Below are 24,290 nucleotides of genomic sequence, written 5' to 3'. Positions count from 1 at the left end.
TCATGCTCCGGCCGTTTTTTTTTGACCAATTTTGCGTGTGTGGATTGACGCGGCGGGCGCCAGACGTAAGGATTAGGCATTCACACGCGGAGGGTTAGCATGATCAAGTCCGAATTGATCGACAAACTGGCCGAGGCCAATCCCCATCTCTATCACCGGGATGTCGAGCGCGTCGTGAATACCATTCTTGACGGGATCACTGATGCCCTGGCCGAAGGTGACCGTGTCGAGCTCCGCGGTTTTGGTGCCTTCTCCGTCCGCCACCGGCCCTCCCGGGTCGGTCGCAATCCGCGCACCGGCGAGAGTGTTGCCGTGAAGGAGAAGCATGTGCCCTTCTTCAAGACCGGCAAGGAATTGCGCGAACGCGTCGATGCCTCGCGCGAGACCAATCCGGAAATCGCCTGAGCTGCAAGGCGGTCCCGCGCCTCTTATTGAACCCCTTTACGTCGACTTAACGCGCTGCGGCGACACTCGCCGCAATGATTGCGTCATCCGTGTCCTCCGCTGTCTCGACCCCGGCCATCGCCAGGGTCGCCAGACCGATTGCGACCGAGCAGACCAATCGGCTCGCCAGCTGCGGGTCGTGCGGGAGTTCGGCGTGTGGCGGCTGTGAGGGCGCGTCGAAGGCCAAGGGCGCCGAACAGCTTTCTGACGAAGAACGCAAGCAGGTCGATGCGCTCAAGGCGCGCGACCGCGAAGTTCGCGCCCATGAACGGGCGCACCAGGCCGCCGGCGGCCAGTATGCCGGTGCCGCCAGCTACACCTTCCAGAAGGGCCCGGACGGGCGCTCCTACGCGGTCGGCGGCGAAGTCCCGATTGATGCAGGCGAGATAAAGGGCGACCCGCAGGCCACCATCGAGAAGATGCAACAGGTCAAGGCGGCCGCCCTGGCGCCTGCCGAGCCCTCGGGTCAGGACCGGAAAGTCGCGGCCCTGGCGGACGCCAAGATTGCCCAGGCGCGCGCCGAGCTCAATCGCCGGCAGGGCGAAGACGGCGATGAGGGCGAGGCCGCAGCGCCTGGGGAGAAGCTGCAGCCTTCGCTGAACCAGCAGATCGCGGAGATGCGAAACGCCGACACCTCATCGGACCCGTCGACACCATCGGCATCGGTCTCGACGGTGCCGAATGACCTCACCGCCTATGCGGCCAATGCCTATCGGCATCAGGCATCGGCCCTGCCCGTCGCGGCGGCCTGAACCGCCTCTTGAGCCTTCAGACCTTGCGGTTCCAGTCCGCATGACCGTCCAGCCAGTTAAAGCGCCGGACCATCCAGCCCAACCAGTCATGGCGCCCTGAATGCCGCGGAATGGTCGCGCTCACGCGCTGTGGCTCGGTGGTTTCAATCATCAATTCAACCAATGTCATGGCCGCCTCCTGTTCAAGCGATGACTTGATATAGGTCAGCCAACGTGGCACTGACCAAGCTGTTCTCAAGGGTCTGCCATAAGTGGTATTAATGGATAGAGCGCCCCAGCTTCCACCGGTCAACGCCATCCGCGTCTTCGAAACCGCGGCCCGTCTGGGCAATTTCACCCGCACCGGTGAAGCCCTCGGCATGACCCAGGCGGCGGTGAGCTATCAGATCAAACTGCTCGAAGACCGGCTCGGATTTTCCCTGTTCGAGCGCAAGGCACGCCATGTCGAGCTGACCGCGCGCGGCGAACGCCTCGCTAGCGGCACGTCCGAGGCCTTCCGCCTGCTGGAACGCACCTTCCGCGATGTCCGCGAGGATCGTGAAAGCGTGCTTTCGCTGACGGCCCTGCCGACCTTCTGTTCGAACTGGCTGGTCCCGCGGCTCGGCGCTTTCCAGCTGGATAATCCCGGCCTCGCCGTGCGCATCGACAGTCGTGCCGACATGGTCGACATCAAGGCCGGCGAGGCCGATATCGGCATCCGGATCGGCAAGGGTCAGTGGCCAGGGCTGGAAGCGCGACGCCTGTTCGGTGACACGACGGCGCCGCTGGTCTCGCGCGCAGCGGCGGAGCGCTTTGGCCCGTTCAACACCCCGAACGACTTGCTCAGGCTGCGCCTCTTTGGGCCAATCAGCTGGTGGCGCGACTGGATTGAACAGGCCGGTGGCGATCCGTCCCGTCTGCCCGACCGCCCCGCGCTCGAACTCGAGACCCAGACCATGGAGGTCTCCGCCGCCATCGCCTCAGGCGACGCCGCGGTCATGGTCACGCCGATCTATTTCGCCGAACAGATCGCCTCGGGCGCCCTTATCGAGCCCTTCGTGACGGAGCTCGATCATGGCGACGGCCACTACATGGTGTTCGACCCGACCCGCGCGAATGAGCCCAAGATCAAGGCCTTCATCGCCTGGATGCTGTTCCAGCCCATGGCGTTTTGCCTCAATCGGCAGGAGCCGGCTTTCCCTGAGGCGGGGACTGCGGTGAGCAAGGGCTAATATTCGTGGAGACTGCCGACCACGTCCTGATGATCGCGCGTAGCGCTCGAAAATTGACATGAGGACGGCCATTTCAGGCTGCAGCACCTTCCTTCATCAAAGACTTCCCCCACTGCGCTGAAACCGCTAACGCTCAGCCCATGACCGACATCAAATTCTGCGGATTGAAGACCGGACGGGATATTGCGGCGGCCGAGACGGCCGGCGCGCGCTGGACGGGGTATGTGATTTTTCCCAAAAGCCCGCGCCATGTCTCGCCGACGCTGGCCGGCGAGTTGTGTCACCTGACCCGATCGAGCGAGACCGTGGCCGTAACCGTCAATCCGGATGATGACTTGCTGGCGCAGATCCGTGACGCCATGCGACCGGACTGGATCCAGCTGCACGGGTCCGAGAGCCCACAACGTGTCGTGCAGGCCCGGGCCTATGCAAAACGGGGCATTATCAAGGCCTTGCCGGTAGCTGAGGCCAGCGATCTTGCCGCCGCCAGGCCCTATGATCGCATCGCCGACATGCTGCTTTTTGACGCCAAACCGCCGGCCGGCGCCGATCGACCCGGCGGGCTGGGTCATGGCTATGACTATTCTTTGCTGAAATCTCTGCAGATTTCCGTGCCCTGGCTCTTGTCCGGCGGGCTTGATGACACCAATGTCTGCGCCGCTGTCACGGCTGCCGGAGCCAAGGCGGTGGATGTGTCTTCCGGTATCGAAAGCGCACCCGGCATCAAGGATGCGGGTCGCCTTGCCGGCTTCGCAGCTGCTCTCGCAGCCTGCTGAGCCCCACCCCAGCGCACAAGGAGCGTGCCATGAGCGAAACCGCCTCTGCCGACACACGACCGAATGCGCTTTCGGCCTGGCCGGATGTGGATGGCCGCTTTGGCGATTTCGGTGGCCGCTTCGTCGCCGAAACCCTGATGCCGAACATTCTCGAACTTGAAAAAGCCTATGGGGCGGCCAAGTCGGACCCCGGCTTCAAGGCCGAGATGGACCTCTTCCTCAAGGACTATGTCGGCAAGCCGAGCCCGATCTATTTCGCCGAACGCCTGACCGAGAATTTTGGCGGCGCGAAGATCTGGCTCAAGCGCGACGAGCTCAACCATACCGGCAGCCACAAGATCAATAATTGCCTCGGCCAGGTCCTCCTGGCCAAGCGCATGGGCAAGACGCGCATCATCGCCGAGACCGGCGCCGGCCAGCATGGCGTGGCGACCGCGACCGTGGCGGCGCGTTTCGGCATTCCCTGTACTGTCTTCATGGGCGCCACCGATGTCGAGCGTCAGGCCCCGAATGTCTTCCGCATGAAACTGCTGGGCGCCGAGGTAATCCCGGTGACCTCCGGCACGGGCACACTCAAGGACGCGATGAATGAGGCGCTGCGGGACTGGGTCACCAATGTGTCCGACACCTTCTATGTGATCGGCACAGTCGCCGGACCGCACCCCTATCCGGCCATGGTCCGCGACTTCCAGTCCATCATCGGACGCGAGGCCCGGGCCCAGATGATGGACCGGCTGGGCCGCCTGCCCGATGCCTGCGTCGCCTGTATCGGTGGCGGCTCGAACGCGATGGGCCTCTTCCATCCCTTCATCGAGGATGAGGAGGTTCGCCTGATCGGCGTCGAGGCCGCCGGCCATGGCGTTGAGACCGGCAAGCATGCCGCCTCCCTGAAAGGCGGACGCCCCGGCATCCTGCACGGCAACAAGACCTATCTCCTGCAGGATGATGACGGGCAGATCATCGACGCCCACTCCATCTCGGCCGGTCTCGACTATCCCGGCATCGGCCCGGAGCACGCCTTCCTGCACGACATGAAGCGCGCCGAATATGTCTCCGCCACCGATGAGGAGGCGATGGAAATGTTCCAGCTCTGCACCAAGCTGGAAGGGATCATCCCGGCCCTGGAACCCGCCCACGCCCTCGCCCGCGTCCGCGATCTCGCGCACGAGCTCGGCCCGGACGGCATCATCCTGATGAATATGTGCGGCCGCGGCGACAAGGACGTCCCGCAAGTTGCACGAATGCTGGGGGTGGAGTTGTAGTTTAGCGTTTCTCCCGGCAGCGCACTTGATTGTAATGACAATTGTAGTTACAATCATCCATGTTCGAATGGGATTCAGCGAAGAACGCGGCGAATATCGCCAAGCACAAGCTGAGCTTCGAGGAAGCCATCCAGGCTTTTGACGGACCGGTCTTCACAATCGTCGATGACCGAATGGACTATGGCGAACTTCGCGAAGTATCGATTGGCCTCATCAAAAGCCGCGCTATCGTCGCCATTGTCCATACCGACCGGCAGGGCCGCACTCGCCTCATTTCGGCAAGGCGGGCCAACAAGAAAGAAAGGGCGCTCTATCATGGCCACTATCCGAAAGAAGCTCAGTGACATCCATGTCTCCGAAGCACGGATCGCCGAGATTGAGAACATGCCGGACGAGGATATCGACTATTCCGACATTCCCGAGTTGGACGAGGCCTGGTTCGCCAAAGCCGAACTCCGCATGCCAGCTGCAAAGAAACAGATCACCTTGCGCCTTGACGACGACATCATTGCCTTCTTCAAGGAGAGCGGAAAAGGCTATCAGACGCGCATGAATGCCGTGCTGCGGGCCTTTGTGGATGCGAAGAAGAAACGGGCTTGAGTTTGCTCATATCCAACCTCTTGGCAACCGTCCGCGGTCGAACTGATCACGCGGCGCAACCGCATCCGATCAGCCGAGGGGGCACGCCTTGATAGCAACATTACTTTTGACTTCGGCGCTCTGGCTACAGGACAACGCCTGGACTGACCCTAGCAACATTTTTGGCGGATACTTGCGGGCTCCGGACAACGGAATGAACCCTCCGTATGACACGCAAGCTGAAACACTGTCAGGCTTCCATTTCGACACATTGTATTATCCCCGCACCCAAGCGGCGTCCGTCATGGATTTTCACCGGCAAGCCCTCCAAGATGAAGGCTGGACTATCAACGAAACCTCGAGAAATCGGACCCTTGCGACACGCAACTCTACATCCGGAATCTGCGAAGAAGTGTTTCAGGCGACCGGACACGCCCAATCCGACGGCACCGTTTTTTCCTATACACTTTATCGCTCCTCAACCTGCCCGACCTTCCAACCTTTGACGGGACAAGAATGACCAACCGCCTCACCACCCGTTTCGCGGAGCTGTCCGCCTATAATCGTGCCGGATTTGTCGCCTATATGATGGCCGGCGATGGCGACAGCCAGGGCTTGCTGAATGCGCTGCCCGCTGCCGGGGCCGATGTCATCGAGCTGGGCATGCCCTTTACCGACCCGATGGCAGATGGCCCGTCCATCCAGGCCTCGGCGCTGCGGGCGCTGGACGCCGGGATGACGCTGAAGGGAACGCTCGCCCAGGCCACCGAATTCCGCAAGCGGGACAAGGACACGCCGCTGGTCCTGATGGGCTATGCCAATCCGATCTTCTCGATGGGCTGGGAGACCTTCGCCAAGGCCGCTGCCAAGGCCGGTGTGGACGGGCTGATCTGTGTCGACATCCCGCCGGAAGAAGACAATGAGCTGCGCACGGCGCTGACCAAGCAGGGCATAGCCCTGATCCGCCTGGCCACCCCGACCACCGATGATGACCGTCTGGCCACTGTGGTCGCAAATACGGCGGGCTTCGTTTATTACGTCTCCACGACAGGGGTGACCGGGGCCGGAACCGGCGTGGTCACCGAGGTTGGCGCCGCTGTCGACCGGGTCAAGGCCGCGTCCGGCCTGCCAGTTGCGGTGGGATTTGGCGTTCGCGAGCCTGAGCAGGCTGAAGCGATCGCCAAGCGGGCCGACGCTGTCGTGGTCGGATCGGCCATTGTCGACGCCATGCATGAGGGCGGTGTCGACGGGGCAACCGGCCTGGTGAAACGACTGGCCTCGGCGGTGCATACCGCCCGAAGCCGGAAAAACTAGACCTTCGGGTCAAGGGACAGGCCTTCGGGCTGCAGAGTACGGAAGACACGATGACCGAGAAGTCGAACGGATTGAACTGGCTGTCGAAAATCACGCCGCCGGGCATGTCGAAAATCTTTTCCAAGCGCGACACGCCGGACAATCTCTGGGTCAAATGCCCGATCTCCAAGGAGATGGTCTTCCACAAGGATCTGGAAGCGGGGATGTTTGTGACCCCGGCCGGTCACCATATGCGGATCACCCCGGCCTATCGTTTCCAGTTCACCTTTGACGGCGACTACACCGAGGTCGACACGCCGGAAGTGGCCAAGGACCCGCTCAAATTCCGCGACGACAAGCCTTATACGACCCGTCTGGCCGCAGCCCGCAAGAAGACCGGGCGCGATGATTCCATGGCGATCGCGCACGGCCAGATCGGCGGGCTCGATGCGGTCGCCCTGGTCCAGAATTTCGCCTTCATGGGCGGCTCGCTCGGCATGGCAGCCGGCGAGAGCTTCATCAAGGCGGCCGAACTTGCCCTGTCGCGCAAGGCGCCCCTCATCGTCTTCACCGCCGCCGGCGGTGCGCGCATGCAGGAAGGCGCCCTGTCGCTGATGCAGATGCCGCGCACCACGCTGGCCGTCGACATGCTGCGCGAAGCCGGCCTGCCCTATATCGTGGTCCTGACCGATCCGACCACGGGCGGCGTGACCGCGTCCTACGCCATGCTGGGTGATGTCCATATTGCCGAGCCGGGCGCCCTGATCGGTTTCGCCGGTCCGCGCGTGATCGAGCAGACCATTCGCGAAAAACTGCCGGAAGGATTCCAGCGCGCCGAATACCTGCTGGAAAAGGGCATGGTCGACAAAGTCGTGCATCGCTCCGACATTCCCGCTACACTGGCCCGGATGTTGAGGGTCATGATGAAAAAGCCCGGCACCTCCATGCCAGCCTCCCTCACCCCGCCGCCGCCTGATCATGTGGTGACCGACGGGGGGAGCCATTAGCACGCGTCGACAAGCCCTCGACGACGCGCTGGCGCGCCTTGCGCGCCTGCACCCCCGGAAAATTGATCTCTCCCTGGGCCGCCTTCAGCGGTTGCTGGCCGCACTCGGCTCACCGCAGGACAGCCTGCCGCCGACCATCCATGTCGCCGGGACCAATGGCAAAGGCTCGATTTGCGCCTTCCTGGCCGAAATGGCCCGCGCCAAGGGCGAGCGCGTCCATATCTATACCTCACCCCATCTGGTCAATTTCAACGAGCGTATCCTGCTCGATTCCAGACCGGTGGATGACCGCACGCTGATCGAGGCCTTCGCCCGTTGCGAAGCCGCCAATTTCGGCGAGCCCATAACCTTCTTCGAGATCACAACCGCGGCCGCCTTCCTGCTCTTCTCGGAACACCCCGCCGACCGGCTCATTCTTGAAGTCGGCATGGGCGGACGGCTGGACGCGACCAATGTCATTGCCAAGCCGGCGCTCAGCGTGATCACGCCGGTCAGCCTCGACCATCAGGAATTCCTGGGCGACGAGCTCGCCGACATTGCCCGCATCAAGGCCGGCATCTGCAAGTTCGGTATTCCGGCCGTGGTCGCCAGCCAGGGCGATGTCGCCGAAGCCGCCATCCTCGACGAGGCCCAGAAGGTCGGCGCGCCGACCTATGTCTGGGGCCGCGACTACAATGCCTACATGCAGCACGGACGGCTGGTCTTCGAGAATGAGACCCAGGTCTGGGATTTGCCGGCGCCGGGCCTGCTCGGCCCGCACCAGATCCTCAATGCCGGCGCCGCCGCGGCCTGTGCTGCTGTGCTGCAATGGCCCGAGGAAGCCGTCGCCAAGGGGATTGGCGATGCGCGCTGGCCCGGACGACTGCAACGCGTCTCGACCGGCCCGATCGGCGATATCGCCCGTACCGTCGAGGCCGAGCTCTGGCTCGACAGCGGTCACAATGAGGCGGCAGCCAAGGCCCTCTCCCACGCCCTTGCCGACATGGATGAGCGCGAGGACCGGCCGCTGGTCATCATTGCCGGCTTCACCCCGGGCAAGGATGTCCAGGCCTGGTGCAGCCAGTTCGCCGGCCTGGCCCGGCGCCTGATCGCTGTAGAGTTCAAATCCGGCCGTGGTGGCTCGCAGCCGGTGGACACCGTCGTGGAAGCCTCCAGGCGCGCCGGGCTCGATGCCTGTTCCGCCACCGGACTGATCCCGGCAATGAAGAATGCGGTCAAGGAAACACCCTCACCGCGTATCCTGGTCAGCGGCTCGCTCTATCTGGTCGGCGAAGCGCTGGCCCTGGGCGACGAACCTCCGCACATCACGCCGGGCTGACTGCCAGGTCAGCATTGCCGCATCCAAAACCGGTCCCGGATGCATCCTGTCCTCAACGGGCTCGGGCGCCCTTTGGAGACACTGTTTCATGATTCACTCATTCATGGCCGCCGGCCTTCTGGCGCTGGTTCAAGCCGCGACCCCTGCCGAACCCCAGCCGGACAGGACCGACATGCAGCCGGTCGCCAGCGCCATCACCAGGCTGATGCGGGACCACCACTATAATCCCGACGAGCTGGATGCCCCGGCCTATCAAGCCGTCGAGGCCGCCATGCTGGAACACGGGGCCGAGGCCTCAAACCGCGCCGATTTCCTCAGCGGCTTTCACGCGATCTGGGCCGACGCCCCCTTCTCCCACGTCAACCTGTCGGAAGCCCGGGGCACCGCCGAACAGATGGCGGCCCATGTCGACACGCTTCGCATCGGCGGAGGCGGCGCCACGCTCAACTGGCAGGGCGAAACAGCGATCCTGACCGTCACCACCATGATGGGACAGGACACGATCGAGGAAATCCAGGCGGCCTATGCCGAGATCGCTGCGCGGGGCGCCGAAGCGCTGGTGATCGATCTGCGCGAGAATGGCGGCGGCGCCTTCGCAGTGCTTCCGCTTGTCCGCCACGTGCTGGCCGAGCCGCTCGAAGCGGGCATCTTCGCGTCCCAGCCGTGGAGCGCCGCGCATGATCGCACGCCCACCGCGGCCGATATCGCCGGCATCCCGTCCTGGGAAGGCTGGTCGCTGCGCTCCTTCTGGCACGCCGTCCAGATCAATGCCCTGACACCCATCCGTTTCGAACCGGTCTCCGAGCACCGCTATGACGGGCCGGTCTATGTCCTGATCAGCGAGACGACTGCCAGCGCGGCCGAGATGGCCGCCGACGCCCTGAAAGCCTCCGGGCGGGCCACATTGATTGGCGAGCAGACCGCCGGAGAAATGCTGTCCCAGACCGTGTTTGACCTGCCGGAGGGCCTGCAGCTCTGGCTGCCGATTGCGGACTACTATTCGGTCGCGCACGGCCGGATCGAAGGCATTGGCGTGACGCCCGATATCCGGGCCGAGGCGGATCAGGCCGATGATGTGGCCTTCGATCTCATCAACGACGACTGAACCTCTTGCGCGTCGCAGAAAAAAGCGGGCCCTCCACATGGAGGGCCCGCTTTCTTGTGTCCGTGAGGCAGGGCGCGCCTAGAGCGTTTCCTGGACCCATTCCGAGATCTTGCCCTTGGCCATGGCGCCGATCTTCGTGGAGACGACCTGGCCGTCCTTGAAGATCATCAGGGTCGGAATGCCGCGTACGCCGTACTTGCCGGGCGTCATCGGGTGATCGTCGATATTCACCTTGGCCACCGTCAATGCGCCGGACATTTCTTCGGCGATCTCTTCGAGCGCCGGGGATATCTGCTTGCACGGACCACACCATTCTGCCCAGAAGTCCACAAGGACTGGGCCGGCGGCATTGATCACGTCACTCTCGAAGGATTCATCGCTGACCGCTTTGGTCGCCATGGGACACTCCTTTGCTGGAACGAATCCGCGGGGGCGGACTCAATTGATGGCGCGTGAGGTAGGGGGGGCGAGCCCCCGCGTCAAGCCGCGCCCGCGTCGAAGATGTCATCAAGAACTGCGTCCGGAAGCGCCATCAATCGCGCCGCGTCCGTCCAGAGCAGGGCGCAACGCACGGATTTTCCGGGATGAACCGCCCGCAAAAGGGCGCGATACGTCGCCATCTGACCAAGATAAACTTTCGCCACTGCAGCAAGCTCGCTCGGCGGTGGACGGTTGGTCTTGTAGTCGATGATGAGGACTTCGCCTTCCGTCACGACCAGCCGATCGACCTGTCCGCGTATGATTGTATTGGCCGGAAGGCCCGGCGCATGGCCGACAAGGGCGACCTCGGCCCGGCTGTCCGGTCCGAACAATGGCGCGAACTCGGGATGATCGAGAATGCCCAGTGTTTCGGTGACGATCTGAGCCCGGTCCGCCGCGGCGATGTCGGGCTGGGCCGACAGGAAACGCGTCGCCGCCGCCTCGCGCCGCTCATGCGGCAGGTCGGGCAGGGTCTGGAGCAATTTGTGGATCACATCCCCGCGACGGAAACGATGCCCGCCAGGATCCGCCAGCGGTGAGCGAACAGCGGGTTCGGCATCCTCGTCTGCCAGAAGCCTGGACGGGGCGGCGCTGCGGATCTGCCCGTCCTCGAGCCCCGCGGCAGAGGACGCCCAGCCAGGTATGGCCGCACGCTCACCGGCGGCATCCGTGGCCCGGCCCAGAGCAATGGGTGCCGACCCGAAACGCAGACCGGCGCCTGCATCTTCGACCACGGCCTCAACCGGCGTGGAAATCGCCTCCCAGCCCTCGCCCTGCCAGGCATCGGAGAGCTGTTTGTACCAGCTATCGTCCGAAATTTTGCCTGTATCACCCTGCCCCTGGCGCCAGCCGCACACGATCAGTCGATCGCGGGCCCGGGTGAGGGCGACATAGAGAAGCCGACCATGCTCGGCCAGCTGCCGGTTCTGGGCCTCAATGCGCAGCGCTGCAACCACATCCGGGTCCTCGGCCTTGCGCGGCGACCACAGCAGACCGCAGTCCGGATGGGCGAAGACCGGGTCACTCTTGCCGGTGAGCGGGCTGCGGGTCGTGTCAGGCAAAATGATCACCGGACGCTCCAACCCCTTGGAGGCATGGACGGTCATCACCTGGACCTCGTCGCGGTCCGGGCTCATCTCGCGCTTGATCTGGGTCTCTTCGCCCTCAATACGTGCCACAAAGCTCGCCAGAGCCCCGCCTTCCTCGCGCTCATGCTGAAGCGCACGGGCGAGGAATTCCTGCAATGGGTCACGCGCTTCCTCACCGAGGCGGGCATAGATGCGCGCCCACCGCGTCTCGCCGGTTGGCGTACGGGCATTGAGAAAGCCGGTGAAGAGGTCATAGAGCCGCGCCTTGTCGGCCTGGTCTCGCAGCGTGGTCAACGCCTGGCAGGCATCGGCAAAGCGCTTGTCCCCGCTGGTGAAGAGTGCGTTCCACAATGTCCCGCGGCGCTTCAGATCCGTGCGCGATCGAGCGAGATCATAGAGTGCCGCCTCATCAATCCCGGGCTGATCCGGGTCGATCGGGTCAAAGAGAGGCGAGCGCAGGACTTCTGCCAGGGCAAGATCATCCCCCGATGTCATCGCAAAACGACCCAGGGCCAGCATGTCCTTCACGGCGGTCTGCTCGCGCAGCACCATGCGATCGGCGCCTGCGACCGGGACACCTTTCAGCTTGAGCTGCCGGATGACTTCCTCGAAAAACCCGCCGGTTCGCCGCCAGACCAGAATGGCAATGTCGGAGGGTCGCACCGGCCGCGCCGTGAAACGCCCCGATTTTTCCTCCCAGACCGCATCGCCGCGATGGAGCATGTCGGCGATCTCACCCGCCACCGTCTGGGCGAGCAGGTCGCGGGAATTGCCGCGGGCCTGCAAATCGACCGGGTCGAAAATGGATGTCTCTTCGACTTGGCCGGGCTTCGGGATGGCCGGCCATATCTCCACGCAGCCCGGTGTACCCGAACGCGCGGCTCGGTGCCCCTGATAACGCGCGAAGGGCAGATCCGTCGCTCCCGCCTGGAATTTTGTCTCGGGCGCCGGCAGGCGCGCCGAGAAGGCCTGGTCCACCGCGACGAGGATTTCCGGCGCTGAACGGAAGGAAACATCCAGGCCCGGTCGCTCAAAGCGCAGCCCCGCCGCCGCAGCCGACGCCGCGAGACGGTCGCCCTCGTCGAGAAAACGGGCCGGTTCGGCGCCCTGAAAGGAATAGATGGATTGTTTCTCGTCACCGACCACGAAGAGCGTCCGACCCTGCTCGACAGCCCCTTCACCAGCGAAGAATTCCCCGGTCAGCCCCCGGATCATGTCCCATTGCTGGGGCGCGGTATCCTGCGCTTCATCGATCAAGGCATGGGCCAGCATGCCGTCCAGCTTGTAGCCAACCCATCCCGAAAACGGGTTGTCCGGCCCCAGAAGCCGACCGGCAAGCCGCACCAGATCGTCAAAGTCAAGCGCCCGCGCGCGCTCCAGCGCCGCATCATAGGCCTCGACGAAGCGTGCCGTGACTGCCAGCGCCACCGCACTGCCCTGAGCAAGCGCGGCGCGCTGGATCATATCCCGTGCCGCCTCAAGTCGAGCCGCCTCGACCTCCAGCAAGGTGAGAACATGCGGAAAACGGGTGGCGATAGACTTTGTCGCGAGACTCTTCGCCCGACTCCCCTTGCCCTTATCGGTAAAAAAGGCGGTGAGGTAAGTGTCGAAGGCGAGGTCCGGCGTGCCCGCCGAGAGCGCAAGATTGAGGATATCGCCGCGCGTGATATCGTTGGGCGAGCCCTCATGGCACATCGCATGGGCCGCCGCTTCGACCTCGGGGCGCGGCATGGCGGCCATGACATCCCTTTTGAGGTCTTCGGGATCGCAATCGACTGGCAGGTCCAGTACCGACCAGAGCTGTGCTTCCAGCGCTGCAAGACCGCCGGCATTCGCGATACTGGCAGCGAAGTCATGGCGGTTCGAGCGCGCCCAACGCAGGATGACGGCAAGCGCATCCGGCCCACCCACCTCGATCAGCGTAGCGACGTCCTGCGCGGACAAGGTCGACAGAACGGCCTTGCGGGCCGCCTCCATCGCCTGACCGGCCGCCGCATCATCCAGGGTTTCGAAGCCGGGCGGCGCACCCGCCTCCAGGGGGAAGCGGCGCAGCAGGTTTTCACAGAAGGCATGGATCGTCTGGATCTTGAGACCACCGGGCGTTTCAAGCGCCTGGGCGAAGAGTTTGCGGGCCTTGTCCGCCTCGCCGGGCTTGAGGTCGCGGCCGAGCAGATCCTTCAATTCACGCGCCAGCACCATGTCCGGCGTGACCGACCAGTCCCCGAGCCGCTTGAACAGGCGCTCCTTCATCTCGGCCGCGGCAGCCTTGGTATAGGTGACGCAGAGAATGGCCTCGGGCTTGTTGTCGTCGAGCAGGAGATTGATGACGCGGTCGACCAGGACACGGGTCTTGCCGGAACCCGCATTGGCCTCGACAAAGACGCTGGCTTCCGGCCGCGCAGCGCGCTGCTGGGCCTGGCTCGCCGCTTGTCGGATGTCCGGATCGAAGCAGGCCCCGCTCATTCGCTGCCCTCCGGTTTTTCGCCCGCGGCCGATGCCCACTCCCCACGCCGGGCAAGATGATCGAAATCCCCGTAATCATTTACATATTGCGCGCGAATCTGGCTGCCATAGGACATTGTTTCGTCATCGAAACGAGCAATCCACTGGCGCAGATCCTCGACCGCCTGGTCTGCGAAATCCGGGGCTTCGGGCATTTTGCCTCCGTCGATCCGCACCTCCTTGCCGCCCAGCGCATTGCCCGGCAGGGAGATGTAGTAGAGACCCGATGGCGCGCCCGGCTCGAGCGCGTCGAACGCGCCGTCACGTGCCATTGCAGCGGTGAGCGGCAATTGCGGGTCAAAGCCGGCCTTGATCGATTTGGCGCTCGCCGAGGACCCGGTCTTGTAATCGATGATATCCAGCCGCCCGTCCGGATGGCGATCAAACCGATCCGAGCGTCCCGTCAATATCCATTCGCCAGCGGGGGCGTCGAATCCCATCCGGCCCTTGATCTCGACCTGGTCGAGCCGAATGCCCCGCGCCCGGCGCTCGGCCTCCCATCCCACCAGCCAGCGCGCTGCCCGCTCGAATCGGGCCCGCTCGAGGACACGGTCTTCCGGGCCGAAGCCGACCTTTTCGAGATGCGGCTCCGCCACCGCCAGCAACTGGGCCACCGCATCATCGGGAACGCCCTCCGTCCAGCGCGGGACGACTGCTTCGAGCGCGTCATGCAGCGCCGATCCCCGCTCGCGAGGACCGGGCGGCATATCAGCCGGGTCCAGGCGCCGCAGGCCCAGAACATGGCGGGCATAGATGGCGTAAGGGTCGCGAACCCAGGTCCGGATCTCGGTGATCGACATCCGGCGCGGCCGCACACTGACCGGAGGACAGGGCGTCGGACGCGGGGCCGGGCGGGGCGGCGTGGCGGGATCGTCCAGGGCGCGCGACAGGGCCACATAATCGATATCCGGCGCAAAAGACGCGGCGGCCCCATCGCCCAGCGCGCCACGCGCCAGCGTCTTCAATCGCCACAGCCAGCGCGAGGCGACGGTCGGCGAGCCTTCAGACTTCTGGGCCCGGGTCAGGATCACTTCGGGTGCGGCAGCCAGCTGGGCAAAATCATGGGCGGCCAGCCCATAGCGCCGCTCTGGCGCGCCCAGCCCGACCCGTCGTCGCATTCCGGCCGACAGCCAGGGGTCCGCCCCCGGCCCCGGCGGCCAGACGCCCTCATTCAGCCCGGCCAGGATGACCCGGTCGGCGGTAATCAGGCGCGCTTCCAGCGGGCCCAGGACCTGTAGTCGCGGATGCACACCCACCCGCGGCGCGACACGGCGGGCGCGACACATTTCCGCGAAGGCCTGGGTGTAATCACGCAAACGCATTGCGGGCAGGGCCTCGCTTTCCTCGAGGAGAGAGCGCAGAAGACCGGCGGCTGCTTCACCGCCCTCGCCTGACCACACCGCCTCGGCACCGCGGTCACCGCCATCCTCGGCCAGGGCCTCGGCGGCCTCTGCATGGGCCCGGGCCCAATCACGCGCCGGTCGGGCCTCATCACTCAGAAGCCCGGCGAACGCCGTCTCCAGGCAGTCCAGGATGGACTCGATCTGTGCCCGGTCCGCATCGAAGAGTTTGACGAATTCTCCGTCCAGTCGCGCCCGGACTGCAGCCAGGTCCCGACCGGGGCGGGCCCCACGCAGGGCCTCGGCCTCGAATTTGGCCAGCACGGTATGAGCCTGACCACGCGCGCATCCGCCACGGAACAATGGAGAGCCCCACAAGGCCGTCAGCGCCACGACGCTCCCGCAATCGCTCGCGGCATCCAGCACGCGGGTGAGAAACGCGCCGGCAGGCGTCTCGGCCAGCGCTGCCCCGCCGGAATCATCCAGCCGAACGCCAAAGCGGAGCATTTCAGCCGAGACCCGGCGTGCCAGCATGCGGTCCGGCGTCACAAGGATGGCCGTGCGGTCAGGTGTTTCCAGTGTCTCGCGGAGCATGAGGGCGCAGGACCGCGCTTCGGTGATCTCGTCCGGCGCCTCGACCAGGCTCAACCCGTCCAGACCCGCCGCGAAGAAGTCATCGCCATACTGGCCGGTCAGCGTGGCAATCCGGGTCAGCCATTCATCCGTGGTATCCGCCGGACGCAGGGCCTCGGCTATCAGACGCCGCCGCCGGGCGGCCTCGGCGGTCTCGGCCGCGCCTGGCCATGCCTTGACCGCTTCCCGGGCCAGGCCCAACTCCTCGACGAAACGCTTCATCGCCCATTGCGGGTGATCGTCGGCAATCGAGTCCCAGGCCGACTGATCGGCATCCCAGTCAAAGCCGGGCAGGACGACCGCGCCCTCGGGCAGATTGGCGATCACCGCCATAAGGTCGCGCGCCGCGGGGATGGAGCCCGTCGAGCCGACCGCCAGGACCGGATGGTCCGGCGCGTTTCGGGACCAGCGCGCCACCAGCTCACGCAGAACCAGGGAACGCCGACTGGCGGCATCGGTCAGACCCAGCTCGGCCAGCCGGGCAGGCCAGACGCGCTGGACGATATCGAGGAACTCGACAGCCTCGCGCCGGTCGGCCGGGAGATAGCTCTCCACCGCCTCGTCCAGGGTCGAGAGATCGCTGACATCCTCGGTCGCCAGATCATCGAGCAGAGCAGCGAGGGAATCAGCCAGTGACAGGGCGCCGCCGACACCGATCGGTCGACCCAGCGCGCGTTCCTTGGCCAGGATGAGGCGTGCCAGCTCGTAGCGGCGCCGCTCCGGCGAGATCGCGGGCGCGGCCAGGCCGGCGAGCTCGCCTGGCTCGAAGGGCGGGTCATCCACGTCGACATCGCCGATCGGACGGATGAGTGGCAAAAGCGCGACCCCATTGCCAGCCAGGTCGGCAAAGACATCACCCAGGGCCTTCGCAGCCCGGCGCGTGGGGGTCAGAATGAGAAGCCGGGTCAGCGCATCCGGGTTTTCCGCGGCGTCAAAAGACTCCCGCAGCGTGGTCGCTATGGCCCGCAGAAAATCCGCCTGGGGCGGGAGGGTGTAAAGGCCGGGCCCGGACGTATCGAAAAGCCGTTCACTCACCGCGCCAGCCGGGCTTCCGCCTCAGCCAGGGCGTTCGGATCGCCGACATGCATCCAGAATTCCGGCAAGACGACACCGTAGAGCCGCCCTGCACTGGCCAGGACACGCCAGACCTCCATCATCGAGAAACGCGACGCCGGGCGCCCGAGCAGGGCGCGCGGGTGCAGGATCTGGACGCCGGCGTAGGCAAAGGGCGCGCTGGCCGCCTCGCCGCGGAAGCGGACCCGCCCGTCGCCCTCGAGGAAAGCGTCACCGGGACCATCAAAGCCAAGCGTATTGCCCATCGGCGCCATCAGCAGAAGGGCGTCCATCCGTCTCTCATCCCAGGCCGCACGCAGGCTGTCGAGCGAGGCGGCGCCAGCCTCCTCCCAGATCGCATCAATATTGGAAATGAAGACCGGGTCAGCGCCCAGCTCGGGCAGAGCCTTGACCACGCCGCCACCGGTTTCCAGCACTTCACCGCGCTCATCCGAGATGATGATCTCCGGGGCGCCGGTGCGGGTGGCGAGATGCGCGTCCATCAGATCAGCAAAATGATGGATATTGACCACACAGCGCTCGACCCCGCCGGCCGCATACCGGTCCAGCGCCCAGTCCAGCAATGTCTTGCCGCCAATTTCGACCAGAGCCTTGGGTCGGTCATTGGTGACCGGCCGCATACGCGTCCCCAGTCCTGCGGCCAGCGCCATGGCAGTGCGGATCTCGATCATTTGTGTGCTTCCGCGAAGACCTGCGGCGCATGAGCCTTCACCCACATGTGCAAGGGCATCAGGGCCGGATGCTGAAGATCGGCCACGAAATGGCGCGCGACCCGCGGCAGGAGGTCGAGATAGTTCTGCTTGCCATCACGCATGGCGAGGCGGACGAAGATGCCGAGAATCTTGGCATTACGCTGTGCGCCCACGACCGCGTAGGCGGCGTCGAAACCGGCCGCATCCTCAATCCCGGCCTGCGCAATGAAACGCGCCTTGAGCGGCACCGCCAGCTTGCGCTCGACATTGCGCCGGGCATCCTCGATCAGCGAGACGAGATCATAGGCCGGATGCCCCATGACCGCGTCCTGGAAGTCGAGCAGGCCAATCGCGGCCTCGCCTTCCCGGTCGGGCAAGAAGATGAGGTTTTCAGCATGAAAATCTCGCAGCACCAGGCCTGGCGCACAATGGTCAAGACGCTCGAAGGCCCGGGCCCAGATTGCGTGCCAGTCGTCGCGCGCAGCCTCGTCGAGCCCGGCACCGACATGTTTGCCCAGGAACCAGTCGAGAAACAGGTCTGCCTCGGCCATCAGCGCCGTTGTGTCATAGCGAAGAAGTGGCCAGGACTGGCCATCGCGCTCGACCGTCGCGGGAAAGCTGGACCGGTAGATCGCTGCGAGGACGTCGACTGCCTTTCCGTAGAGCGTGCCTTCGTGAAGCGTCCCGGGCAGGAGGCGGGCGATCAGGTCATCGCCGAGATCCTCAAGCAGGAGAAAGCCCTCCGCCAAATCGCTGGCGAGAATGGTTGGAGCGGAAAATCCGCGCTCACCCAGGGCGTCGGCCAGACCGGCGAAGGCGGCCAGATTGGCGCCCGCAAGACGCGCCACCGCATTATAGCCCAGCGCGACCCGCTCATCGGGACTTGCATCAGGCGGGCAGGCGGGCGCTTCCGCCGAGGCCGGCGCATCCATCAGCATGGCCTTTGCCTCACCCCGGGTCAGGCGAACATAGCGCCGGGTCGAAGCGTCGCCGGGCAGTGGCTGCTGCTCTGCATCACCCCATCCGGCGGCATTCAGGAAAGCCGCCATCGCGGCGCTACGGTCAGATATCGTCAAGGCGTGTCTCCCACTCCCCGAACCCTGTTAAGCGTGCCCGCCGCGGTGTGTCCATCGCATCGCCCGGACTATCCCCGGCCATTTCGAGATGGATTTCCAGCCGGTCATCCGGCACCAGGCCGAATAGCCGGTCCGGCCATTCAATCATCACGATGATGTCCCCGAAAGCATCCTCCAGACCCAATTCATCCAGCTCCCCGGCCTGTTCGATCCGGTACAGATCGGCATGCCAGAGTTCACCTTTTACACCCTCATAGGTCTGGATCAGCGTATAGGTCGGGCTGGGCGCATTCTCGACCCCGCACAGGGTCGCAATGACTGTGCGCGCGAGCGTCGTCTTGCCAGCCCCGAGATCACCGGTCAGGAAGACGGTGTCGCCGGCGCGCAAGGCTGCAGACAGGCGATTTGCGAGGGCCTGCGTGGCTGCCAGGTCGGGCAAGGAAACAGAGTTCGAATTCCCCATGGATTGCGCTTAGCGAAGCCCGCCCGACACGGCAAGCGGTGAGGCTGAATCTTGACTCGACCGTGAACGCTGTTCATGTGCTGGGGACCTAACGGAGACAAGCATGCCGAAGATCACCTATATCGAGCACAACGGAACCGAACACGTCATTGATGTCGACACCGGACTGACCGTGATGGAAGGCGCCGTGCGCAATCTGGTTCCCGGAATTGACGCGGATTGTGGCGGGGCCTGCGCCTGCGCGACCTGCCATGTTTATGTCGACCCGGCCTGGGCCGAGAAAACCGGCTCGCGTGAAACGATGGAAGACTCGATGCTGGACTTTGCCGAGGAGGTCCAGGAGACCTCGCGCCTGTCCTGCCAGATCAAGGTCACCGACATGCTTGACGGCCTGGTCGTGCGGATGCCGCAAAACCAGGGCTGATTGCCCGTCGCGGCGCCTTGAACTGTCAGTGCAAGCCCCGGATTATTCGGCGCGAGCCCGATCTCCGGCCAGTCGCGTGGCTGCCCGGCTGGTGAAATCCAGCTCGGGCGGGGCCGCCGTGCTGCGGGGCTCCAGCGGCAGATGGCAGGAGACCAGCGTGCCGTGTTCCGGCTCGGACTGAAGCTCGACCCAGCCGCCGTGCAGTTCGGCAATTTCCTTGACCAGTGACAGGCCAAGACCGGCACCGCCGCGCTCGCCACGCGAGAAGCGGTCGAACACGCTGGCCTGTTTGTCCGGCGCGATACCCTCGCCATCATCCTGGACCCAGAGCGTGATGTCCTCGCCATTACGGCGCGCGCCAATCGTCACCGCACCGCCGGTCGCGACATGACGAACCGCATTGGAGAGCAGGTTCATCGATACCTGTTTCAGGCGATTGCGATCGGCCCGGAGCAGACCCAGCTCCTCTTCCACATCGATAGACAGCTTGATCGCGTGATGATCGGCTCGGGCAGCGATAAGCTCGGCGGCTTCACGGGCCACATCACCCAGATCGACATCGCCGAGTTCCAGCTCGAGCTGGCCGGCATCGATCGCCGCAACATCGAGAATATCGTCGATCAGCTTCGCGAGATGGGCGGCGGCTGACTGGATTGCCGACATCGGCTCTTTCTGGCGATCGGACAATTCACCGGCAAAGCCCTGGGCCAACATGTCGGCATACCCGCCAATCGTCGTCAGCGGCGTGCGCAATTGATAGCTCACATGCTCGACAAATTCGGTCTTGATGCGCTCCGACGTCTCCAGCGCCTCCGCGCGCTCGCGCAGGGCTTCCTCGATACGGCGACTATCGGTGACGTCATCCCAGCAGATCAGCGTCGCGCCATCCGGCAGCGGCCGTGTCAGATAGGTCAGGACCCGGCCGTCCGCGCGGCGCATCTCGCCGGTGACCTGCTTGCGGGCCTGCGGGCTGGGATCAGTGACCCGGGCCTTGATGTCGGTCCAGACGCGATCATCCGTGAACAGCGCAGCGCAGGTCTCCGACACCGTATCGAAATCAGGCTGACCATCCAGCTCATCAGCCTCGAAGCCCCACAGGTCCTCGAAGGCAGAATTATTCAGCTGCAGACGACCATGGGCACCGAACACCGCGACGGCCTCGTGCAGCTTGTCGAGCGTGGCCCGCTGGACATTGATCAGCGTGTTGTAGCGCGCACGCAGGGCAAGTTCGTCGGTCTTGTCCTCGAAAATCAGCATGAGGCCGCCCAGCGGGTGGCGTTGGCGCGCGACACGCAGGGTCCGGCCATCAGGCAGAGGCCAGAGTTCGTCCGGCGTTTCCTCGTTCGGCGGGGCGTCATAGCGCGCCAGCTCCTCGCTCTTCCAGCCGCCGAAATCGGCCTGCTCGGGCAGAAGGCGCTTTTCGCGCATGCGGTCGAGGAATTGGGCGTGTCCCGGCCGCTCATTGAGCCAGGCATCGTCCAGCTTGAACAGGTTGGAGAATGCCTTGTTGTGAAAGTTCAGGCGCTTGGACCGATCGAACACCACCACGGCCTCGGCCATGTGATTGAGGGTGTCATCATGGGCACGACGGAAGCGGGCGAGCGCTGCCTTGGCTTCCTCACCATCGGTCACATCCACGGCGAAGCCTGCCGCGCCGCCCGAGACCGGGAAAACCAGAAAGTTCAGGCCGCGCCGGGCGCCGTCGACCACAACAATGCGCATTTCCTCCACCGATTCACCGGCAGTGGTCGCGCGGTTGGCCAGTTCGGACATCGCCCCGTCCAGAAGGATCTGGCGATCGAGCGTGGCGTCGATCGTGTCGCTTTCGACGGCTTTCACATAAGCCTGGTTCGCCCACTCCATCCGGCCGCTGGCATTCATCCGCCAAGCGGGGAAAGGCGCACGACCGAGCATGTCGAGGAAGGCCAGCGGATCCTTGGAGACCAGACGGCGGGCCTCCTCGATCCGACCCCGTGCCCCGGACTCCTCGAGTCCGCGGATCGTTGCATCGGACAGCCAGACCACAAGCTGGATTCCGGCGGCGCGCCCGTCGACTTCGAGGAAGCGCCCGCTCGGGCCGAGAATGGTCAGGGAGAAAGGTTGACCCTTCTGCGTCAACTCCTGGAAGCGGCGGCGCAGGGTCGTTTCATCGCCGCCGGCAGATCGGGCTTCATAATCGGCGAGCCCTTCCATGAGGAGTCCGGCCGGGTTGGGGCCGTCGCTTGCCTCGGCAAAGCGCAAGAGCGAGGCCAGCGCGACAGAGGAGCCAAAGATGCGCGGCTCACCCCACCCTGCTTCAGGTTCGTCTGAAGGCGGTTGATCCCAGACCAGGACAAGGCCGGGATGCGCGCCGAAAACGCTGTCAGCCCGGGCGATGCGGTCTTCGAGTTCGGCCAGTTTGCGACGCCAGAGCGCCTGTGCACCACGCGCACCGGATGTCAGCTTGAAGGCCCAGATGCCGACAGCGACAGCAAAGGCTACGGCCCCGACGGTGACAGCAAGTGTCACGAACTGAAATGTCTGTCCGGTCATCAATGTCGCCCTGGGTGCGGACCCGCCCCCAAATCGCTTGCGGCCCTCACGAATCACCATGATACCGGCCACTGGACTCGCGGGCGATGCCCGGGCCGCTAAAAACTCTAATAAGTTATATACCCTGGCGAAGAGAGGTGGGGAAAAACAAGGCCCGCGCCCGGGCGGCGGCGGGACGGCATTGGGGCGTCACAGGGCCTCAGCCCTGCAATATCGCAAACAGAGGGACGCCCGGTCTGGTCCGTACGGCAGACCCAGCCACACTGCAGGAAGATGTGGAAACTGCGTTCAGCTCAGCGAATGTGCACTTCGCCGGCGCGAAATTCGAACATGACGACGCAATTCTCCAGACTGTCCACGCCGTCCAGCGGAGCGAACTCCCAGTTCGAGACCGCTCGCTCGGTAGCCCGGTTGAACGGCCCGTCAGGCACCGCGCGATGGACCCGGGCGCGATGAACACTGCCATCGGCATAGACATGGAAGCGCACCACGACCCAGCCCTGCCGACCCCGCGCCCAGGCGCGGGCCGGATAATCCGGTAGCGCCGCCGACACGGCAGCGAGGGTCGAACCCCGACAATCCTCCGGCCCCATCATGCGTTCGACATTCGGCGGAACCGGCAATTGGTCACGCGGGATGAACGGGCCACGCCCAGGCGGCGTCAGACCGGGCAGGTCCGGCATCGGAACCGCGCCACAGGCAGTCAGGACAAGGCAGAAACAGACGACCAAGCTTCGCATGACGGCAAGCTAGCGACTCGCCGGAGAACACGGAAGCACGCTTTCAGCGGAGCGGCGGCGGAACAGATGTTGAACAATTTCTGAAGAATTGATGAAGACCGTTCTATTTCCGGCATCAAACTTGTAGACTTCACCGGAAACGGGTGAGGGGCCTGCCGATTTGGGACAATCGGACGGGTGATTTGTTGTTAGAGGTGCGTAAAGCCATGTCTTTGTTACCGACCGCGCATGCCGGGCAGTCTTTCGGCGCCCGCCGGATCGATTTCTATACAGTGTCAGGCGAGGTTTCCGCCTCCGATGATGGGACTGGCCGCGTCACCGACACGGATGGCATGGCACATGATGTCCACCTTCTGGAGCGGTCGAATGCGCTGGCGCCGGGGGATACGGCCAGCGTTTTGCGGGTCCAGGCCGGACCCAATCGGCGCTCGCGCCCGGCGGCCATCGTCAATCACACGCGCGGCACCTGGATGCGGGCCTCTCCGGATGCGACCGGACTTCTGGCCCGCTCGGGCGTGACCCGTGGCTTCAATTGGTGGCTCTCCGTCCTGGCCCTGGCGCTGGTCGCCATCGCCGCCGTCTGGCCCGCCATTCACGGCTTCCTGACCGAGGTCAATGGGAATCTGATGGCATCAATTCCGGCCTTTGACGTTTACGCCGAGATCGCCGCATTCCTGCCTGGCCTGTCGGGCTGGCGTCTCGAGACGGCCCTGCCTGCCGGCCTGCTGGACGGGCTCGCATCGCTCGGCTTCATCCCGATGGATCAACTGACCGAGTGGGGAATCGGCATCGGCGCTGGCCTTCTGGCCCTGCTCAGCTTCCTCGGACGCTCCTGGCGCCTGGTCTATATCCCGGCGCTTGCGACCCTGGCACTGGCGACCGGTGCCATTCTGGGCGCCGCCCTGCCGACTCTCGCGGTCATTGGTGGCAGCCTGCTTCTCTTCATGCTGGGCGGCCTGATCAATCGCGTTCGCGATGGTGGGCGTTTCAATGCCCGTGTGGCTCGCCTCGCCGAACACGCCCTGCGCAATCCGCCCCAGGAAGGTGTGCGCACCAGCGACACATCCGACGCCACCAAGGCCGGTGTGATTGCGAGCGCCGCCATCGCTGCGGCCACCGCAACGGCCGAGGGCAGTGACGAGCCGGCTGCTGCCGAAGTCAGCGACGCGCCGACTGAGGCGAGCGCCGAGACCGAGTCTGCACCGGAAGCCAGCAACGACTCGTCATCCGACACCCCTGACACACCTGACACCGTTGAAACGGCCCAGGACGAAGGCGGGTCGGGCGAGGTGGAGGCACCGGCCCAGGACGATCTTTTGCCAGCTGCGCCAACCAGCGATGCGGAAACAGATATTGCCGCAGACGCCGCAGAAATCGTGGCCACTGACGAAGTCGACCTGGCCTCTGACACCACCTCCAATACTGCCTCCGACACTGCGGCAGACGCGGCAGTCACTGTCGCAGACGAGACCGCCTCCGACGCGGCGGCTGACGCTGCC

21 protein-coding genes and 1 pseudogene are annotated in these 24,290 nt (G+C 64.7%); 13 read left to right on the top strand and 9 right to left on the bottom strand.

Annotated elements, in window-relative coordinates:
* The first annotated feature begins 99 nt into the window (after positions 1-99).
* Positions 100-405: an integration host factor subunit beta gene (locus QZ266_RS00575; RefSeq protein WP_295690633.1), complete on the top strand. Its 306-nt coding sequence runs from the start codon at positions 100-102 to the stop codon at positions 403-405.
* Positions 406-494: 89 nt separating this feature from the next.
* The gene (locus tag QZ266_RS00570) at positions 495-1,196 is read left to right on the top strand and encodes a putative metalloprotease CJM1_0395 family protein (protein ID WP_295690630.1); all 702 of its coding nucleotides are present in this window, start codon (positions 495-497) and stop codon (positions 1,194-1,196) included.
* Positions 1,197-1,212: 16 nt separating this feature from the next.
* On the opposite strand, the gene QZ266_RS00565 is transcribed toward QZ266_RS00570, so the two are convergent.
* Positions 1,213-1,365, bottom strand: coding sequence for a hypothetical protein (locus QZ266_RS00565; protein ID WP_295690627.1), 153 nt, complete (start codon positions 1,363-1,365; stop codon positions 1,213-1,215).
* A 91-nt stretch (positions 1,366-1,456) separates the two neighbouring features.
* On the opposite strand from QZ266_RS00565, the gene QZ266_RS00560 reads away from it, so the two are divergent.
* From QZ266_RS00560 to QZ266_RS00520, 9 genes are all read left to right on the top strand, one after another.
* Positions 1,457-2,407, top strand: coding sequence for a LysR substrate-binding domain-containing protein (locus QZ266_RS00560; RefSeq protein WP_295690625.1), 951 nt, complete (start codon positions 1,457-1,459; stop codon positions 2,405-2,407).
* A gap of 140 nt (positions 2,408-2,547) precedes the next feature.
* Positions 2,548-3,183, top strand: a complete 636-nt coding sequence (locus QZ266_RS00555) for a phosphoribosylanthranilate isomerase (protein ID WP_295690623.1) — start codon at positions 2,548-2,550, stop codon at positions 3,181-3,183.
* A 29-nt stretch (positions 3,184-3,212) separates the two neighbouring features.
* Complete coding sequence (gene trpB, locus QZ266_RS00550; RefSeq protein ID WP_295690620.1) at positions 3,213-4,445, top strand: tryptophan synthase subunit beta; 1,233 nt, start codon at positions 3,213-3,215, stop codon at positions 4,443-4,445.
* Positions 4,446-4,504: 59 nt separating this feature from the next.
* Complete coding sequence (locus QZ266_RS15300; protein WP_366523997.1) at positions 4,505-4,789, top strand: BrnT family toxin; 285 nt, start codon at positions 4,505-4,507, stop codon at positions 4,787-4,789.
* Entirely contained in the window at positions 4,761-5,045 is a 285-nt protein-coding gene (locus QZ266_RS00540) for a BrnA antitoxin family protein (protein WP_291765863.1), read from the top strand. The genes QZ266_RS15300 and QZ266_RS00540 overlap by 29 nt, the downstream gene beginning before the upstream one ends.
* 495 nt (positions 5,046-5,540) lie before the next feature.
* Entirely contained in the window at positions 5,541-6,338 is a 798-nt protein-coding gene (trpA, locus tag QZ266_RS00535) for a tryptophan synthase subunit alpha (protein ID WP_295690614.1), read from the top strand.
* A 50-nt stretch (positions 6,339-6,388) separates the two neighbouring features.
* Positions 6,389-7,324, top strand: a complete 936-nt coding sequence (gene accD, locus QZ266_RS00530) for an acetyl-CoA carboxylase, carboxyltransferase subunit beta (protein WP_295690612.1) — start codon at positions 6,389-6,391, stop codon at positions 7,322-7,324.
* Entirely contained in the window at positions 7,320-8,642 is a 1,323-nt protein-coding gene (locus QZ266_RS00525; protein WP_295690671.1) for a folylpolyglutamate synthase/dihydrofolate synthase family protein, read from the top strand. Before accD ends, QZ266_RS00525 begins: the two co-directional genes overlap by 5 nt.
* A gap of 88 nt (positions 8,643-8,730) precedes the next feature.
* Positions 8,731-9,747: a S41 family peptidase gene (locus tag QZ266_RS00520; RefSeq protein WP_295690610.1), complete on the top strand. Its 1,017-nt coding sequence runs from the start codon at positions 8,731-8,733 to the stop codon at positions 9,745-9,747.
* 78 nt (positions 9,748-9,825) lie between these two features.
* Here the strand turns inward: QZ266_RS00520 and trxA are convergent, their stop codons facing one another.
* The 6 genes from trxA to tsaE all read right to left on the bottom strand — a co-directional run bounded on the left by trxA (position 9,826) and on the right by tsaE (position 19,095).
* Positions 9,826-10,146: a thioredoxin TrxA gene (gene trxA, locus QZ266_RS00515; RefSeq protein ID WP_295690608.1), complete on the bottom strand. Its 321-nt coding sequence runs from the start codon at positions 10,144-10,146 to the stop codon at positions 9,826-9,828.
* 80 nt (positions 10,147-10,226) lie between these two features.
* Positions 10,227-13,778 carry a double-strand break repair helicase AddA gene (gene addA / locus QZ266_RS00510; RefSeq protein WP_295690605.1) on the bottom strand — a complete coding sequence of 1,184 codons (3,552 nt, stop codon included), beginning with the start codon at positions 13,776-13,778 and terminating at the stop codon, positions 10,227-10,229.
* Positions 13,775-16,825: a double-strand break repair protein AddB gene (addB, locus tag QZ266_RS00505; RefSeq protein WP_295690602.1), complete on the bottom strand. Its 3,051-nt coding sequence runs from the start codon at positions 16,823-16,825 to the stop codon at positions 13,775-13,777. Before addB ends, addA begins: the two co-directional genes overlap by 4 nt.
* Positions 16,822-17,535 (bottom strand): nucleotidyltransferase family protein, encoded by a 714-nt coding sequence (locus QZ266_RS00500; protein ID WP_295690601.1) that lies wholly within the window; start codon positions 17,533-17,535, stop codon positions 16,822-16,824. The genes addB and QZ266_RS00500 overlap by 4 nt, the downstream gene beginning before the upstream one ends.
* Positions 17,532-18,632 carry a phosphotransferase gene (locus QZ266_RS00495; protein WP_295690598.1) on the bottom strand — a complete coding sequence of 367 codons (1,101 nt, stop codon included), beginning with the start codon at positions 18,630-18,632 and terminating at the stop codon, positions 17,532-17,534. The genes QZ266_RS00500 and QZ266_RS00495 overlap by 4 nt, the downstream gene beginning before the upstream one ends.
* Positions 18,619-19,095 (bottom strand): tRNA (adenosine(37)-N6)-threonylcarbamoyltransferase complex ATPase subunit type 1 TsaE, encoded by a 477-nt coding sequence (gene tsaE / locus QZ266_RS00490; protein ID WP_295690597.1) that lies wholly within the window; start codon positions 19,093-19,095, stop codon positions 18,619-18,621. The genes QZ266_RS00495 and tsaE overlap by 14 nt, the downstream gene beginning before the upstream one ends.
* A 103-nt stretch (positions 19,096-19,198) precedes the next feature.
* Here tsaE and QZ266_RS00485 point away from each other — a divergent pair, with 103 nt between their 5' ends.
* Entirely contained in the window at positions 19,199-19,519 is a 321-nt protein-coding gene (locus tag QZ266_RS00485; RefSeq protein WP_295690595.1) for a 2Fe-2S iron-sulfur cluster-binding protein, read from the top strand.
* Between the two features lie 42 nt (positions 19,520-19,561).
* Here QZ266_RS00485 and QZ266_RS00480 read toward each other — a convergent pair whose 3' ends face one another.
* Positions 19,562-22,051, bottom strand: coding sequence for a PAS domain-containing sensor histidine kinase (locus QZ266_RS00480; RefSeq protein ID WP_295690592.1), 2,490 nt, complete (start codon positions 22,049-22,051; stop codon positions 19,562-19,564).
* A gap of 293 nt (positions 22,052-22,344) precedes the next feature.
* Positions 22,345-22,791, bottom strand: a complete 447-nt coding sequence (locus QZ266_RS00475; RefSeq protein WP_295690590.1) for an energy transducer TonB — start codon at positions 22,789-22,791, stop codon at positions 22,345-22,347.
* A 206-nt stretch (positions 22,792-22,997) separates the two neighbouring features.
* Here QZ266_RS00475 and QZ266_RS00470 point away from each other — a divergent pair.
* Positions 22,998-24,290 (top strand): annotated as a pseudogene (locus tag QZ266_RS00470) (hypothetical protein); the annotation flags it as partial.

It is taken from the genome of uncultured Maricaulis sp. (assembly GCF_905480005.1).
Taxonomy (GTDB): domain Bacteria; phylum Pseudomonadota; class Alphaproteobacteria; order Caulobacterales; family Maricaulaceae; genus Maricaulis.
This window is presented reverse-complemented; position numbering and strand designations above follow the sequence as displayed.